This is a genomic window from Stenotrophomonas sp. Y-13, from assembly GCF_046267925.1.
Lineage (GTDB): Bacteria > Pseudomonadota > Gammaproteobacteria > Xanthomonadales > Xanthomonadaceae > Stenotrophomonas > Stenotrophomonas acidaminiphila_A.
The window spans coordinates 2,251,792-2,267,004 of sequence record NZ_CP176501.1 but is presented as its reverse complement, the minus strand read 5'-3'; the positions used below and the strand labels follow the sequence as shown (position 1 = coordinate 2,267,004).

The window sequence follows — 15,213 nt, the reverse complement described above, 5'->3', positions numbered from 1 at the left end:
CAACCTCAAATGAAGCCTTGCAGGCTGGTCTGGACACGCAGGGTGACCAGCCACGACGCAATCAGCTCATGGATCGCGTGCTCGTCCTCCGGATACCGGCCGATGAGGCGGTCCTCGATCGCTCCCAGGACTGCATCCAGCTCTGGGCCGGGGCCATGCTCGGACACCGCATGCCGCAGCTCGTTGAATGCCAGGTCGTAGTCGGCCTGCTGGCTATTCATGGCCTTCCTCCGTCTCCACCGCCCCCACCGAGTGCATGATCGCCACCACCTCGTTGTGGAAATAGTCGGCATCGTTCGCCGAAATGCGGTGCTCCAAGGCCTCGGCCTCGCCGGCGATGGCATCGGCCAGGTCTGCTGCAGGCAGTTCCTGGGCAATTCGGGCGGCCTGGTTCCGCAGGCCTTGGAGCAGCTCATCGAGCTGTGAACGGGTCAGGTGGGTCATGGCATCGATCCTACGGCGGTGGCGTTATCCTCCGGTCAACACCGGAGGCTCCCATGTGCTACTCAGCCCAGATCGAAGCGGCATACACCAAGTTCGTTCGCAAGTTCGGTGCTGTGCTCGACAAGAAGGCGTTCGCCAAGATGTGGTTGCGCGACGAGGGGAACGAGCGCAGGCCCAAGACCCCGCGGGCGCTGGACCTGTCGTTCCTGGCCTCGGACGACCCCGACGTGGCTTGGATAGCGCAGGAGATTCGCCAATGGGACGCCGAGGACGTCGCACAGCTTGAGACCGAGCTGTTCCGCCAGGCCAAGCGCCTGGCCGATGCCGAGCGGAAGCTGGCCACCAAGCCGACCAAGACCGCGGAGAACGAGAAGCGCATCGCCGGCAACAAGATCGAGCAGATCAAGGGGCGGATCGCTGACCTGAAGCGGTCGCGGCCTGAAGCCAAGGACTCGCGAATGTTCCCCGGGTACTACTGCCCGGTCCTGGTGAGCGAGGGCGGCCGGCTGGTGGTCAAGCCCATGCGCTACCAATGCCGCCTGGCGGGCAAGCCGGCCTTCTACGACACCAAGTTCCCGGGCACCTACAACGCCCGCCGGGACAGCCTGGAGAAGTTCTGGGCGCCTGCCTTTGGCCGGACCCACGGTCTCATCGTGGCCGACCGCTTCTACGAGCACGTCGAGGTCGACGGAGAGAATCGCGTGCTCGAGTTCGTCCCCAGGACCGGGGAGCAGATGCTGATCGCCTGCCTGTGGTCCCACTGGACAGACCCGAAGGGGCAGGAGCCCGACCTGCTGAGCTTCGCCGCGGTCACCGACGACCCGGAGCCGGAGGTCGCCGCGGCCGGCCATGACCGGACGATCATCAACATCAAGCCCGAGCACGTCGACGCCTGGCTCAATCCGGACCCTGCGAACCTGCAGGCCCTGTACGCCATCTTCGATGACAAGCGGCACCCCTACTACGAGCACCGCATCGCTGCGTAGCTGGCCCAGCCTTACCGCCGCCTTCGCGGCTTCCTCGCGGGAACCTGGAACGGCAATGCCTGCGGCTCAGTGGGTGGCGGGGGCACGAGGGGCGATCCAACTCCAAGCCCGTCGTACTGGGCCACGATCTGGTCCCGCCACTTCGCTGCCCATGCGTTGATGAAGCGGGTGGCAGCCTCCCCGTCGCGGTGAGACTTCCGGGTCAGGTTCCTGGTGCCCACGTTCCGCGTCGACAGGGCCACAGGGCCGTCCGGATCCACCATGGCGATCATGTGCCGGCCGTACTGCAGCGCCTTAGTCTGCCCGACGTGGGGGCGCCAGTGGAATTCGGGGGGTAGGGACGTATTCATTGGTAGCCACAGAACATGGCCCATGCTTCCATCAGGACGCGCCGTCGGTCCAGCATGGCGCCGCGCCGATATGCGGCTTCGGCCTTGTTCCGGATGGCGTGGGCCAGAGCCATCTCGACCACCTCGTTCGGGGTCTCGGTCGTTTCGGCTGCCCAGTCGCGGAAGCTGGAGCGGAACCCATGGACCGTGAAGGGCAGCCCCAAGCCCTTCGGTGCCGGCTTCTGGACCAGGTACAGCATGGCGTTCTCCGACAGTTTGAAGGGCGGCTCCTTCCTGCTCAGGGGCTTCAGGATCGCGAGAGCGGCGGCAGTCAGCGGCACCGAGTGTTCCCGGCCGCCTTTCATCCTGCTGGCAGGGATGGTCCAGACCGCGGCATCCAGATCGAATTCTGACCACTGCGCCCCGACCACTTCGTCCGTTCGGGCGGCAGTGAGGATGGTGAAGCGGAGCGCGCGCCGCGATCTGCCGTCCCGCTCGGCGAGCGTTGCCATGAACGCCGGCATCTGGGCGTAGGGCATGGCCGCGTGGTGCCGCCCCTTGGTGACCTTGGACGGCTTGGGCAGCAGGTTCTGCAGGTGCCCCCGCCACCTGGCCGGGTTCTCGCCTTCCCGCATGCCATGGACCTTGGCCCAGTCCAGAACCCGCTCGATGCGGCCGCGAACGCGGGTGGCCGTGACCGTCTTCTTCTCCCAGATCGGGCGCAGGCAGGCCATCACCATCTGGGTGTCCACCTCGGCCACAGGCGTGGCTCGGGCTGGGCCGTAGTCCCTCAGGGACTGGATCCACTGTTCGGCCTGGGCGTCGTTCTTCCAGCCGGAACGGTGCGCGGCGATGTAGGCATCCGCCGCCTCACCAAACGTCGCGCCGGCGGACTTGGCGGCCCGACGGGTGGCGATGGGGTCATCCCCGGTCACCAGCAGCTTGCGTTGGGCCACGGCGGCCTGTCTGGCCTCTGCCAGCGACACGACCGCGACGGAGCCCAGACCCATCTCACGGCGCCGGCCGGCACGCTGGTAGCGCAGCACCCAGGACTTTGCCCCGGTCGGGCCGATGAGCAGGTACAGGCCGCCGCCGTCCGCGTGGTAGCCTTGCTTGGTCAGGGTCTGAACCGCCCGGGCACTCAGGCGGTGGATCGGTCGAGCCATCGAATCTGCCCCATCATCTGCCCCATGTTTCGGGCCGGGATTGTATGAGAAGGCAGGATAAGGGTGCGGAGTCGCAGGCCTTGATACTGCTGGGTTTTGAGTCTTGCAGAGAATGCTGGGGAAGGCCGAATCGGCCTCTCACTCCGCCAGTTGAAGAACGTCTGCAAGCCCCGGGTTTGCGGACGTTTTTCGTTTCCGGGGCATGCATGAGCGGGCCGCGATGCAAGCCACGGGCGGGGCATGACTGGAAGATGTCCGCCGGGTCACGCGCAGGTGACGCATCGCGCCACATCGCGTACCATGGCCGCTGTCGAGCATCGTCCACGCCGCATCGCGGATGCGGGCGATCAGTACGGAAGAATTCTTGAAGAAATCGGGGGTGCACTGGTTTCGACGGGGGTTGTGAAGTCGCTTGGCGCATGCCGAGGGGGTAGCTTTCCTCGTAAATCCAGCTGCACAACTCATAGTTGCCAACGACGACAACTACGCTCTGGCCGCTTAAGGCCTAAGCCCCGAAACAGCTTGTGTCCGTGCTCGCTGCGTAGGGTCATCATCACGGAATCGCATGGGGTGGCTGCCCGTCAGCCCCAAGCTAGATAAAGCGGGCTGGTTCCGGGATGCGCTTTGCGCGCCGTGCTGTTCCGGGGCGAGATACAACGGCGAGCTAAGCATGTAGTGCCGGGGATGGAGTGCCTTCGGACGGCGGTTCAATTCCGCCCACCTCCACCATCTGTAGAGCCCAGCCTTTATCGGCTGGGCTTTTCTTTTTCCGCCCGCCGACGCGCTCCCGGAGCGTGCGTCGCAGGCCTGCGCAAGGGCGCTGCGTGCAGCTGCAGTCCGTCGCGTGCGGCCGTGATGCCGTGAGGCTCCATCGCGCTACGGGCGTGATCGGGCGCGGTTCCCGCGTCGTCGCATCGCCGGTCAAGGCGGCTGGCACCCGGCATCCGCGGGTGGGGTGATCGCCATCTTCCGCGACCGCCCGGGGGCCACTGGAGGTCTCTATCACGAGGTACGCCCGCGCAGGGGTGCTTGCGCTGACGCCGCCTGCGCCAGCGGTGCGGCATGCACGCTGTTCTCCTGGCCTTGCAGGTATGCCGGCTGCGCTGATGCGCAAGTCGGTGGTGCCAGCAGACACGGCTCGCGGCCGGCAGCGGCATGCAGCGACAGCGGCCCCGCGTCGCTGGCGGCAATGCCGGCAACGGGGCGCTTCCATCGCTGGTGGTCAGATCACGCGCGGCGTGCCGCACAGGGCGCTGACGCATGCGGGCGTCGCCCGGCGCGCGGTGCTGTCATACCCGCGCGATGCCAAGCCCAGCAGGGCGGGCAGGGTCGCCTGCGTGGGCAATGCGGCGGGCGGCCGGGCCGCCGCCGTGCTCAGGCGTTGCGGTTGTGGGCGCGTAGGGCGCGCTGCTTCTCGCGGGCCCAGTCGCGGTCCTTGGCCGCATCGCGCTTGTCATGCGCCTGCTTGCCCTTGGCCAGTGCGATTTCCAGCTTGATGCGGTTCTTGCTCCAGTACATCGCGGTCGGCACCAGGGTGTAGCCGTCGCGCTCCACCCGGCCGATGAGCTTGTCGATCTCGCGCCGGTGCAACAGCAGCTTGCGCTGGCGCCGGTCCTCCGGGACGGTATGGGTCGATGCCTGGATCAACGGTGTGATCTGCGCGCCGATCAGGAAGATCTCGCCATCCTTCACGTAGGCGTAGGCGTCGGTCATGTTGCCGCGCCCGGCGCGGATGGCCTTGATCTCCCACCCCTGCAGCACCAGCCCGGCCTCGAAGCGTTCTTCCAGGTGGTACTCGTGGCGCGCGCGCTTGTTGAGCGCGATGGTTTTGTCGGCCTGCGCGTTCTTTGCTTTATCCTTACCGGGTTTCTTGCTCATTTCCGTATTGTCTCCGATTCGGAGGCTTTCCGAACATCCGTCCGTATCCCGCATGCCTATCATCCGCCGCAGCGCCCTGGTCGAACAGCCGGCCGAGCGCATGTTCGACCTGGTCAACGACGTAGCCGCCTATCCGCGGCGTTTCCGCTGGTGCGAGGCGGCGCAGATCCTGGAAGCGGGCCCGGAGCGGCTGGTGGCCCGCCTCGACCTGGGGCTGGGCTCCTTCCGCACCTGGTTCATGACCGAGAACACCCTGCAGCGCCCGGGCAGCATCGACATGCAGCTGAAGGACGGCCCGTTCAAGCGCCTGCATGGCCGCTGGCAGTTCCAGCCATTGTCCGACGCCGCCTGCAAGGTGAGCCTGGAGCTCGAGTTCGAGCCGACCTCGCGCCTGCTCGGGCCGGCGCTGGCGCTGGGCTTCCAGGGCCTGGCCGACCGCATGGTCAACGATTTCGTGCGCGTGGCCGAGCAGGGGGGCTGAGGCGTGCGGGTGGAGGTGGTGCTGGCCTGGCCGGAGCGCTACCTGCGGCGCGAGCTGGTATTGCCCGAGGGGGCGACGGTGGCCGACGCGGTGGCGGCGGCGGCGCTCGATCCCGGTGGTCAATCCCGGGCCGTGGCCGTGCATGGCGTGCTGGCGCGGCCGCAGCAGTTGCTGCAGGACGGGGACCGCGTCGAGCTGCTCAGGCCGCTGTTGGCCGACCCCAAAGAAAATCGCCGCCGGCGGGCGCGCGGCGGCGATTGATCCGGTGCGCGGTGCTGGGCGTCAGCGGCCGCCGCGCTTCTTCTTGTCTTTGGCCAGGTTGGGGCCGAACTGGCGCACGCTGCGCTTGGCCAGTTCCCCGTCCTCGTTGGGGAAGTAGTCGCCTTCCCAGCGGGTGACCCGGTCGTTCTCGAAGAACACGGTGAAGTTCTTCACCTCGGTCCTGCCCAGGCGGTTGACGCGCTGGCTGGAGGTGTAATCCCAACGCTGGGCGTGGAACGGGTCGGGGATGGACGGCGTTCCAAGCAGCGCGTTGACCTGCTGCTTGCTCTGGCCCACCTGCAGCTGTGCGACGGACTTTTCTTGCAGCAGGTTGCCCTGGTAGATGGGCTGCTTGTAGATGATGCCGCACCCGGTGGTGGACAGGGCGACAACGGCGATCAGCAGGAGGTTGCGCATTGGGACGGGCGAATGAGGAAATCCCGGCGATGATACACTCCCCGGCACCCAGCGCGATCTGACCGGAGGCAACTGGCGTCAAACCGCCAATGAACACGATGGCCATGGAATCCAACGACCTGCGCAAAGTCGGCCTCAAGGTGACGCATCCGCGGATGCGCATCCTGGCGCTGCTCGAGCAGAACACCCCCCACCACCACCTGACCGCCGAGGACATCTACCGGCAGTTGCTCGACTGCGGCGACGAGATCGGCCTGGCGACGGTCTATCGCGTGCTGACCCAGTTCGAGGCGGCCGGCCTGGTGCTCAAGCACAATTTCGAGGGCGGGCAGGCGGTCTACGAGCTGGACCGGGGTGGCCATCACGACCACATGGTGGACGTGGATACCGGCAAGATCATCGAGTTCGAAAGCCGCGAGATCGAGGAACTGCAGAAGCGGATCGCGGCCGAGCACGGCTACGAACTGGAAGAGCATTCGCTGGTGCTCTACGTGCGCAAGAAGCGCCGCTAGCGCCGCTGAGCGGCCATTGGGCGCCCGTACCTGACGACACCGGCCTTGTGCCGGTGTCGTCGTTTCAGCGGGTCTGCGTCTCCTCCCGCACCCAGGGCGGGGAAGGGCATGCAGGGGCAGCGCCGGGGCGTGACGCCCGGTGGCTGCGCTGGCGGGCACTGGCCCGGTAGCGGCAGCGAGGCGGCCGCTGTCAGGCGGGTCAGGCCCGGCGGCGCGGATGGCGCCCGTGCGGCGGGTCCCGGCCCTGGCCCGGTAGTGCCGTTCCGGGCCGGCTCAGGCCTCGGCGAGCAGTTTGCGGGCCGCGGCGCGGGCTTCCTTGCTGACTTCGGCGCCGCCGAGCATGCGTGCCAGCTCTTCCTCGCGGCCCTTGGCATCGAGCAGTTCCACCGCGCTCTGGGTCATGCCTTCCACCGGCGCCTTGCTGACCCGGTAATGGGCGTGCCCCTTGGAAGCGACCTGCGGCAGGTGGGTCACGCACAGCACCTGGCGGCGCTCGCCCAGGGCGCGCAGCTTCTTGCCGACGATATCGGCCACGGCACCGCCGATCCCCGAGTCGACCTCGTCGAACACCATGGTCGGTACCGCATCCAGGCCCAGTGCCGCCACTTCGATGGCCAGCGAGATGCGCGACAGTTCGCCGCCCGAGGCGACCTTGCGCAGCGCCCTGGGCGGCTGCCCGGCGTTGGCGGCGACCAGGAATTCGACCCGTTCGGCGCCATTCGGGTCCGGGCGCGGCTGCGGCTGCGGTTCCAGCTCGATCAGGAACTGGCCGCCGCCCATGCCGAGCTCGCCGATCAGCGCGGTGGTGGTGTCCGACAGCGCGCTGGCCGCGGTGGCGCGGCTGGTGGTGAGCACGGCGGCCTGCGCCTGCCAGTGCGCGGCCGCCTTGTCGATCTCGCCCGCCAGTTGCGACAGCCGCGCGTCGGCGCCGCGCAGTTGTTCCAGCTCCGCGGCGATGCGCTCGCGGGTGGCCGCCAGCTCCTCCATCGACACCCGGTGCTTGCGTGCCAGGTCGTGCAGGCGGCCGAGCCGGCGCTCGATGTCCTCGAACGCCTCCGGGTCGCTGTCCAGGTCGTCCTGCACCCGGTCCAGCTGGGCCAGGGCCTCGTGCAGCTGGATGCCGGCGGCGTCGAGCATGCCGTCGATCTCGCCCAGCCGCGGGTCGTGCTGGCTGACCCGCGACAGTTCGTGCCGCACCTGTTGCAGCAGGCCGAGCAGGGACGGGCCGTCGTCGCCGTTGAGCGCGCCGCCGGCGTACTGGCAGGCTTCGATCAGCGCGGTGGAATGCGCCTGGCGGCGGTGGCTGGCGGCCAGCGCGGCCACCGCGGCCGGTTCCAGTTCCTCGCGCTGCAGTTCGCCCAACTGGTGCTCCAGGAAGGCGATGCGGTCGGAGACGTCGCCCTGCTGCGACAGCGCGTCGCGCTCGTCGACCAGCGCCTGCCAGCGGCTGCTGGCGGCGCGTACCGCGGCGCGCTCGGCGTCGTTGCGGGCATAGGCATCGAGCAGCGCCAGCTGGCTGGGGCGCGACAGCAGCGCCTGCTGTTCGTGCTGGCCATGGATCTCGACCAGGAAGGCGGCCAGTTCGGCCAGCTGTGACACCGGTACCGGGCGGCCGTTGATGAAGGCGCGCGAGCCGCCGTCGGCGCGGATCACCCGGCGCAGCTGGCACTGGTCCTCGTCGTCCAGTTCGTTGTCCTGCAGCCAGCGGCGGGCCGGGGCGCCGTCGTCCAGGTCGAATTCGGCCGAAAGCTCGGCCCGGCTGGCGCCGTGGCGGACCACGCCGCTGTCGGCGCGCAGCCCGGACAGGAAGCCCAGGGCGTCTACCATCAGCGACTTGCCGGCGCCGGTCTCGCCGGAAACCACGGTCATGCCTGGCCCGAACTCCAGTTCGGTGGCGCGGACGACGGCGAAATCCTTGATCGAAAGATGTCTGAGCATGGTCGGCAGAAGATGGGGCCGCGCAAAACTAGCATGTGCATGCGGCGGGTCAATCCGGGAAGGGCGCTCCGGGCGCCACATTAATGCGCGGCTGTCGCACCGGATGAGCCGGAACCTTGAAACCCGGGGGGCAGCCCACATACGGGGGAGCAGGCAGGCGGCAGAACGACCGCCAGGGAACCGGAAATGAACCAAGACCACCCCGAATTCGAGACCGACAACAGCGCCGAGGGCATGGCCGCGGCGCAGGACGCGCAGGTCCAGGCGCTGCGCGCCGAGATCGAGCAGCTCAAGGGCGAGTCGCTGCGCGAGCGCGCCGACCTGGAAAACCAGCGCAAGCGCGTGGCGCGCGACATCGAACAGGCGCGCAAGTTCGCCAACGAGAAGCTGCTGGGCGAGCTGCTGCCGGTGTTCGACAGCCTGGACGCCGGGCTGGCCGCCGCCGGCAGCGAGCCCAGCCCGCTGCGCGAAGGGCTGGAGCTGACCTACAAGCAACTGCTCAAGGTCGCCGCCGACAACGGCCTGACCCTGCTCGACCCGGTGGGCCAGGCCTTCAATCCCGAGCATCACCAGGCCATCAGCCAGGTCGACGCGCCGGCCGGGATGGCCCCGGGCGCGGTGGTGACCGTGTTCCAGAAGGGCTACCTGCTCAACGAGCGCCTGCTGCGGCCGGCGCTGGTGGTGGTGGCCCGGGTCGACTGACCCCGGCCGGCTGGCCGCCGCCTTAACGCCGGCGGCCAGCGGCAAACAGCGTTCCGGGGGTGGCTTGAATGTCATCCGGCCATCCCCCACATCCCGTTCATACCCGGCGGCTGCCGGCACACGAATCCTCAGGAGTCCCCCATGGGCAAGATCATTGGTATCGACCTCGGCACCACCAACTCGTGCGTGGCGATCATGGACGGCGGCAAGGCCCGCGTCATCGAGAACTCGGAAGGCGACCGCACCACGCCTTCCATCGTCGCCTACACCAAGGACGGCGAAGTGCTGGTGGGTGCCTCGGCCAAGCGCCAGGCCGTCACCAATCCGAAGAACACCTTCTACGCGGTGAAGCGCCTGATCGGCCGCAAGTTCACCGACGGCGAGGTGCAGAAGGACATCGCCCACGTGCCGTACGGCATCCTGGCCCATGACAACGGCGACGCCTGGGTGCAGACCAGCGACGGCCGCAAGATGGCGCCGCAGGAAATCTCCGCCAAGGTGCTGGAAAAGATGAAGAAGACCGCCGAGGACTTCCTCGGCGAGAAGGTCACCGAGGCGGTCATCACCGTGCCGGCGTACTTCAACGACAGCCAGCGCCAGGCGACCAAGGACGCCGGCCGCATCGCCGGCCTGGACGTCAAGCGCATCATCAACGAGCCGACCGCGGCTGCGCTGGCCTACGGCCTGGACAAGGGCGACAACAAGGACCGCAAGATCGTCGTCTACGACCTGGGCGGCGGCACCTTCGACGTGTCGATCATCGAGATCGCCAACGTCGACGGCGAGAAGCAGTTCGAAGTGCTGGCCACCAACGGTGACACCTTCCTCGGCGGCGAGGACTTCGACAACCGCGTCATCGAGTACCTGGTCGACGAGTTCAACAAGGACCAGGGCATCGACCTGCGCAAGGACCCGCTGGCCCTGCAGCGCCTGAAGGACGCGGCCGAGCGCGCCAAGATCGAGCTGTCCAGCGCGCAGCAGACCGAGGTCAACCTGCCGTACGTCACCGCCGACGCCTCCGGTCCGAAGCACCTGAACATCAAGCTGACCCGCGCCAAGCTGGAAGCGCTGGTGGAAGACCTGATCAAGAAGTCGATCGAGCCGTGCCGCACCGCGCTGAACGATGCCGGCCTGCGTTCGAGCGATATCCACGAGGTGATCCTGGTCGGCGGCCAGACCCGCATGCCGAAGGTGCAGCAGGCCGTGGCCGAGTTCTTCGGCAAGGAGCCGCGCAAGGACGTCAACCCGGACGAGGCCGTGGCGCTGGGCGCCGCGATCCAGGGCGGCGTGCTGGCCGGCGACGTCAAGGACGTGCTGCTGCTGGACGTGACCCCGCTGTCGCTGGGCATCGAGACCCTGGGTGGCGTGTTCACTAAGATCATCGAGAAGAACACCACCATCCCGACCAAGGCCTCGCAGGTGTTCTCCACCGCCGAGGACAACCAGTCGGCGGTGACCGTGCACGTGCTGCAGGGCGAGCGCGAACAGGCCCGCTACAACAAGTCGCTGGCCAAGTTCGACCTGACCGGCATCGAGCCGGCGCCGCGCGGCCTGCCGCAGGTCGAGGTGTCCTTCGACATCGACGCCAACGGCATCCTGCACGTCTCGGCCAAGGACAAGAAGACCAACAAGGAGCAGAAGGTCGAGATCAAGGCCGGCTCGGGCCTGTCCGAGGACGAGATCAACCGGATGGTCGCCGACGCCGAGGCGCACCGCGAGGAAGACAAGAAGTTCCAGGAGCTGGTGCAGGCGCGCAACCAGGCCGACGGCCTGATCCACGCCACCCGCAGCGCCATCACCGAGCACGGCAGCAAGGTCGGCGGCGATGTCATCGGCAAGGTGGAAGCGGCCCTGGCCGACCTGGAAACCGCGATGAAGGGCGACGACAAGGCGCAGATCGAGGCGCGTTCCAAGGCGCTGGAGGAAGCCGGCCAGGCGCTGTACGCCGCCGCTTCGGCCGGCGAGCAGGGTGGCCCGGCCCCGGGTGCCGGTGCGGCCGGCCCGTCGAACGACGACGTGGTCGATGCCGAGTTCACCGAGGTCAAGGACGACAAGAAGTCCTGACGTCCGGTGCCCCTCTCCCTGCGCGGAGAGGGGCCGGGGTGAGGGTTCGGGACCGCATCGCGGTCCCGGGCCCTTGTCGCATCCACGAACCCCCGCCCCAGCCCTCCCCTGGAGGGGGAGGGAGAGGTAGAGCATGAGCAAGCGCGATTACTACGAAGTACTGGGTGTCTCCCGCGACGCCGGCGACGAGGAACTGAAGAAGGCCTACCGTCGCTGCGCGATGAAGCACCACCCGGACCGCAACCCGGGCGATGCCGCGGCCGAAGCCGCCTTCAAGGAGTGCAAGGAGGCCTACGAGGTCCTGTCCGACGGCAACAAGCGGCGCATGTACGACGCCCACGGCCACGCCGCGTTCGAACACGGCATGGGCGGCATGGGCGGCGGTCCCGGTGGCCCGGACATGGGCGACATCTTCGGCGACATCTTCGGCAACATCTTCGGCGGGGGCGGCGGCGCCCGCCAGGCGCGTCGCGGCGCCGACATCGGCTACGTGATGGAGCTGGACCTGGAGGAAGCGGTGGCCGGCGTGGAACGGCGCATCGAAATCCCGACCCTGGTCGAGTGCGGCGACTGCGACGGCAGCGGCTCGGAGGACGGCAAGGTCGAGACCTGCAACGTCTGCGGCGGTCGTGGCCAGGTACGCATGCAGCGCGGCATCTTCGCCATGCAGCAGGCCTGCCACAACTGCGGCGGCCGCGGCCAGATCGTCGCCCGCCCGTGCAGGACCTGCCATGGCAACGGCCGCGTCGAGGAAGACAAGGTGCTGTCGGTGAAGGTGCCGGCCGGCGTCGATACCGGTGACCGCATCCGTCTGCAGGGCGAGGGCGAGGCCGGTCCGGCCGGTACCCCGCCGGGCGACCTGTACGTGGAAGTGCGCGTGCGCGAGCACCCGATCTTCACCCGCGACGGCGACGACCTGCACTGCGAAGTGCCGATCCGCATTTCGCAGGCGGCGCTGGGCGACGCCGTGCGCGTGGCCACGCTGGGCGGCGAGGCGGAGATCCGCATTCCCGCCGAGACCCAGACCGGCAAACTGTTCCGCCTGCGTGGCAAGGGCGTGCGCTCGGTGCGCAGCCGTACCGAGGGCGACCTGTACTGCCGCATCGTGGTGGAGACGCCGGTCAACCTGACCGCCGAGCAGCGCCGGCTGCTGGAGCAGTTCGAGGCCACCTTCAGTGGCGAGGAGGCGCGCAAGCACTCGCCCAAGTCGGCCACTTTCCTGGACGGCGTCAAGGGCTTCTGGGACCGCATGACCTCGTCCTGACCCGGCGCGATCGCTGCAATGCCATGACCAGGCCGCAGTCCGCTGCGGCTTCGTCGTTTCCGGCATTTGGTTGCGTGCGCATCCATGCCGCCGGCCACCGTTTGCGCAGGCGTAGAATGCGGCGATGAACGACGTCGACCACAGCCATCTCGTGCACGGTCGCCGGCAACGCCCGGACGGGCCTTCGCCGGTGGACGTGATTTCCGTACAGTCGCAGCTGGTCTACGGCCATGCCGGCAACAGCGCGGCGGTGCCGCCGCTGCGCGCGCTGGGCCTGCGCGTGGCGGAGATTCCCACCACCCTGCTCAGCAACGCGCCGTTCTACGCGACGCTGCGCGGCCGCGTGCTGCCGGCGGACTGGTTCGCCGAACTGCTGCAGGGAGCCAGCGAGCGCGGCCTGCCGCAGCGCGCCGGCGCGCTGGTGTCCGGTTATTTCGGCAGCGTGGCCAACGGCGCGGCGTTCGCCGACTGGCTGGACACGGTGCTGCCCGCCTGCCCGGACCTGCGCTACTGCCTGGATCCGGTGATCGGCGATACCCACACCGGTCCCTATGTCGAGCCGGGGCTGGAGCGCATCTTCGCCGAGCGGTTGCTGCCGCATGCCTGGCTGGTCACCCCCAATGCCTTCGAACTGGGCCGCCTGACCGGCATGCCGGCGCTACGCCAGGACGACGCCATCGCCGCTTCGCGCGTGCTGCTTGAGCGCGGCCCGCAGTGGGTGATCGCGCATTCGGTGTCCGGCGTGCCGGGCGAACTGGTGACCCTGGCGATCGGCCGCGACGAGGTCTGGCGCTGGGCCTCGCCGCACCTGCCGGTGGACGTGGCCGGCACCGGCGATGTGCTGATGTCGCTGCTGGTGGCGTTCCTGCTCAAGGGCCATCGCTTCGAGGATGCGGTGGGGCGCGCCATCGCCGGCGTGCATGCCGCGCTGGAAGCGACGCTGGCGCACGGCGTGGAGGAATTCGATGTATTGGCGGCGGCGCCGGCGGCACTGGGTACGCCGCACCGGTTCCGCGCCGAGCGGCTGGCGTGAGCGCGGCGCAGGCACCGGTCGTCGGCATCGTCGGCAGCGGCGGCGCCTATGGCCGCTGGCTGCGCGGGTTTTTCCAGGCACGCATGGGGCTGGAGGTGATCGGCCACGATCCGGTCGACGCCGACTCGCAGACGCCCGAACAGCTGCTCGAGCGCGCCGACGTGCTGTTGTTCTCGGCGCCGATCCGGCATACGCCGGCCCTGATCGACGAGTACGTACGGCGTTCGGGCGGGCGCGAACGCGGCAGGCTGTGGCTGGACGTGACCTCGATCAAGAGCGCACCGATGGCGGCGATGCTGCGCTCGCAGGCCTCCGTGGCCGGGCTGCATCCGATGACCGCGCCGCCCAAGGCGCCCACGCTCAAGGGCCGGGTGATGGTGGTGTGCGAGGCGCGCGTGGCCGCGTGCTGGCAGCCCTGGCTGGAACGGCTGTACGCCGCGCTGGAGGCCGAGTGCGTGCCGGCCACGCCCGAGCACCACGACCGGGTGATGGCGCTGGTGCAGGCGCTGGTACATGCCAGCCACCTGGCCCAGGCCGGCGTGCTGCGCAGCTACGCGCCGCTGCTTGGCGAACTGCAGGCGCTGATGCCCTACCGTTCGACCGCATTCGAACTGGATGCGGCGGTGATCTCGCGCATCCTGTCGCTCAACCCGGCGATCTACGAGGACATCCAGTTCGGCAACCCGCACGCGGGCGAGGTGCTGGACCGCATGCTGGAGCAGCTGCGGCAGCTGCGCGCGCAGCTGGCCGACGGCAGCGATGCGGCGCGGGCGGCCTTCCGCAGCCAGTTCCTGGACGACAACCGCCAGGCGGTGGGCGAGCAGGCGCTGCGCGATGGCAATTACAGCTTCGAGCGCCTGGGCTACCTGCTGGCCGACCTGACCGACACGCGCGCGATGAGCGTGCACCTGCCCGAGGATCGTGCCGGTTCGCTGCGCGAGCTGCTGCACGTGTTCGAACGGCACGGCATCAGCCTGTCCTCGATCCATTCCTCGCGTACGCCGGCGGGCGAGGTGCATTTCCGCATCGGCTTCGCCCAGCGCTATGCGCCGGACCTGCTGGACGCGGCCGCGCGCGAGATCGACCACACCGGCATCGGCCGGGTACTGCAGCACTGAACGTGCGTCATCCACAGCGGGTGTGGATGACCTGCGCACAAGCCTGTGGATGAACGCCGGCAGCCGTTGTGGCGCAAGGCTGTCAAGATGGATGGCGAAATTTTGGCCGGCGCGCATCGGCGATCCGGGGAAAGCATCGGTTGCGGTCGCATCGCCGGCCGCACCGCTCCGCCAGGTGTTGTCGGCGGTGTCCCGCGCATTCATCCACAGCGGGTGTGGATGACCTGCGCACAAGCCTGTGGATGAACGCCGGCAGCCGTTGCGGTGCAAGGCTGTCAAGATGGCTGGTCAATTATTCGCCAGCTGGATGCGCGCACCGGCGGTGATGCCGGCGCGTGTGGCGACAAGGCCGGCGCACGCACGGAAGCCGTGCGCGCGGGTGCCCGCCGGTTGTTCAGATGTGCAGCCGCACCTGTCCGTCGAGCGTGACGAATTCGCGCGCGTTGCGCCGCAGGTGGCGGCCATCGTCCAGTTCATAGCGCGGCGTGGTATCGCCGTTGCCGGCGCTGCCGGGCTCGGGAACGAACTCGATGATGATGCGGCTCTCGCCGTTGCTGTCGGTGGCGGGGAACTGGCGGAACGACATCGGCAACCTCCTGCGTGGCATGCAACCCGGTACG

At 68.6% G+C, this 15,213-nt stretch carries 16 protein-coding genes and 1 other RNA gene; 10 read left to right on the top strand and 7 right to left on the bottom strand.

Annotation, left to right across the window (positions count from 1 at the left end; all coding sequences use genetic code 11):
- Positions 1-5: 5 nt before the first annotated feature.
- Both ACJ7VY_RS10265 and ACJ7VY_RS10260 read right to left on the bottom strand, forming a co-directional pair.
- Positions 6-221, bottom strand: coding sequence for a hypothetical protein (locus ACJ7VY_RS10265; protein ID WP_240211916.1), 216 nt, complete (start codon positions 219-221; stop codon positions 6-8).
- Positions 214-444, bottom strand: a complete 231-nt coding sequence (locus tag ACJ7VY_RS10260) for a hypothetical protein (RefSeq protein WP_240211917.1) — start codon at positions 442-444, stop codon at positions 214-216. The genes ACJ7VY_RS10265 and ACJ7VY_RS10260 overlap by 8 nt, the downstream gene beginning before the upstream one ends.
- A gap of 53 nt (positions 445-497) precedes the next feature.
- On the opposite strand from ACJ7VY_RS10260, the gene ACJ7VY_RS10255 reads away from it, so the two are divergent.
- Positions 498-1,430: an SOS response-associated peptidase family protein gene (locus ACJ7VY_RS10255; RefSeq protein ID WP_409475547.1), complete on the top strand. Its 933-nt coding sequence runs from the start codon at positions 498-500 to the stop codon at positions 1,428-1,430.
- A 346-nt stretch (positions 1,431-1,776) separates the two neighbouring features.
- Here ACJ7VY_RS10255 and ACJ7VY_RS10250 read toward each other — a convergent pair whose 3' ends face one another.
- Positions 1,777-2,925: a tyrosine-type recombinase/integrase gene (locus tag ACJ7VY_RS10250; RefSeq protein ID WP_409475546.1), complete on the bottom strand. Its 1,149-nt coding sequence runs from the start codon at positions 2,923-2,925 to the stop codon at positions 1,777-1,779.
- Between the two features lie 375 nt (positions 2,926-3,300).
- On the opposite strand from ACJ7VY_RS10250, the gene ssrA reads away from it, so the two are divergent.
- Positions 3,301-3,654, top strand: a transfer-messenger RNA (tmRNA) gene (gene ssrA, locus ACJ7VY_RS10245).
- 645 nt (positions 3,655-4,299) lie between these two features.
- On the opposite strand, the gene smpB is transcribed toward ssrA, so the two are convergent.
- Complete coding sequence (gene smpB / locus ACJ7VY_RS10240) at positions 4,300-4,803, bottom strand: SsrA-binding protein SmpB (RefSeq protein ID WP_054666626.1); 504 nt, start codon at positions 4,801-4,803, stop codon at positions 4,300-4,302.
- 52 nt (positions 4,804-4,855) lie between these two features.
- Here smpB and ACJ7VY_RS10235 point away from each other — a divergent pair, with 52 nt between their 5' ends.
- Both ACJ7VY_RS10235 and ACJ7VY_RS10230 read left to right on the top strand, forming a co-directional pair.
- The gene (locus tag ACJ7VY_RS10235) at positions 4,856-5,284 is read left to right on the top strand and encodes a type II toxin-antitoxin system RatA family toxin (protein WP_161613652.1); all 429 of its coding nucleotides are present in this window, start codon (positions 4,856-4,858) and stop codon (positions 5,282-5,284) included.
- 3 nt (positions 5,285-5,287) lie between these two features.
- A complete protein-coding gene (locus tag ACJ7VY_RS10230) occupies positions 5,288-5,545 on the top strand; it encodes an RnfH family protein (RefSeq protein ID WP_161613653.1) in 258 nt (85 codons plus the stop codon).
- Positions 5,546-5,566: 21 nt separating this feature from the next.
- Here ACJ7VY_RS10230 and ACJ7VY_RS10225 read toward each other — a convergent pair whose 3' ends face one another.
- Positions 5,567-5,962, bottom strand: coding sequence for an outer membrane protein assembly factor BamE (locus ACJ7VY_RS10225; RefSeq protein ID WP_104939099.1), 396 nt, complete (start codon positions 5,960-5,962; stop codon positions 5,567-5,569).
- Positions 5,963-6,066: 104 nt separating this feature from the next.
- On the opposite strand from ACJ7VY_RS10225, the gene fur reads away from it, so the two are divergent.
- The gene (fur, locus tag ACJ7VY_RS10220) at positions 6,067-6,474 is read left to right on the top strand and encodes a ferric iron uptake transcriptional regulator (RefSeq protein ID WP_054668708.1); all 408 of its coding nucleotides are present in this window, start codon (positions 6,067-6,069) and stop codon (positions 6,472-6,474) included.
- Between the two features lie 273 nt (positions 6,475-6,747).
- Here the strand turns inward: fur and recN are convergent, their stop codons facing one another.
- Positions 6,748-8,412 carry a DNA repair protein RecN gene (gene recN, locus ACJ7VY_RS10215; RefSeq protein WP_313231202.1) on the bottom strand — a complete coding sequence of 555 codons (1,665 nt, stop codon included), beginning with the start codon at positions 8,410-8,412 and terminating at the stop codon, positions 6,748-6,750.
- Positions 8,413-8,598: 186 nt separating this feature from the next.
- On the opposite strand from recN, the gene grpE reads away from it, so the two are divergent.
- The 5 genes from grpE to ACJ7VY_RS10190 all read left to right on the top strand — a co-directional run bounded on the left by grpE (position 8,599) and on the right by ACJ7VY_RS10190 (position 14,593).
- Positions 8,599-9,114, top strand: coding sequence for a nucleotide exchange factor GrpE (grpE, locus tag ACJ7VY_RS10210; protein WP_409475545.1), 516 nt, complete (start codon positions 8,599-8,601; stop codon positions 9,112-9,114).
- 141 nt (positions 9,115-9,255) lie between these two features.
- Positions 9,256-11,178 (top strand): molecular chaperone DnaK, encoded by a 1,923-nt coding sequence (gene dnaK / locus ACJ7VY_RS10205; RefSeq protein WP_104939096.1) that lies wholly within the window; start codon positions 9,256-9,258, stop codon positions 11,176-11,178.
- A 133-nt stretch (positions 11,179-11,311) separates the two neighbouring features.
- Positions 11,312-12,442, top strand: coding sequence for a molecular chaperone DnaJ (dnaJ, locus tag ACJ7VY_RS10200; RefSeq protein WP_104939095.1), 1,131 nt, complete (start codon positions 11,312-11,314; stop codon positions 12,440-12,442).
- 124 nt (positions 12,443-12,566) lie between these two features.
- Positions 12,567-13,475 carry a pyridoxal kinase gene (pdxY, locus tag ACJ7VY_RS10195; protein WP_161613657.1) on the top strand — a complete coding sequence of 303 codons (909 nt, stop codon included), beginning with the start codon at positions 12,567-12,569 and terminating at the stop codon, positions 13,473-13,475.
- Positions 13,472-14,593, top strand: coding sequence for a prephenate dehydrogenase (locus ACJ7VY_RS10190; protein ID WP_409475544.1), 1,122 nt, complete (start codon positions 13,472-13,474; stop codon positions 14,591-14,593). Before pdxY ends, ACJ7VY_RS10190 begins: the two co-directional genes overlap by 4 nt.
- Before the next feature lie 394 nt (positions 14,594-14,987).
- Here the strand turns inward: ACJ7VY_RS10190 and ACJ7VY_RS10185 are convergent, their stop codons facing one another.
- Positions 14,988-15,179 (bottom strand): hypothetical protein, encoded by a 192-nt coding sequence (locus ACJ7VY_RS10185; RefSeq protein WP_104939092.1) that lies wholly within the window; start codon positions 15,177-15,179, stop codon positions 14,988-14,990.
- Between the last annotated feature and the right edge of the window lie 34 nt (positions 15,180-15,213).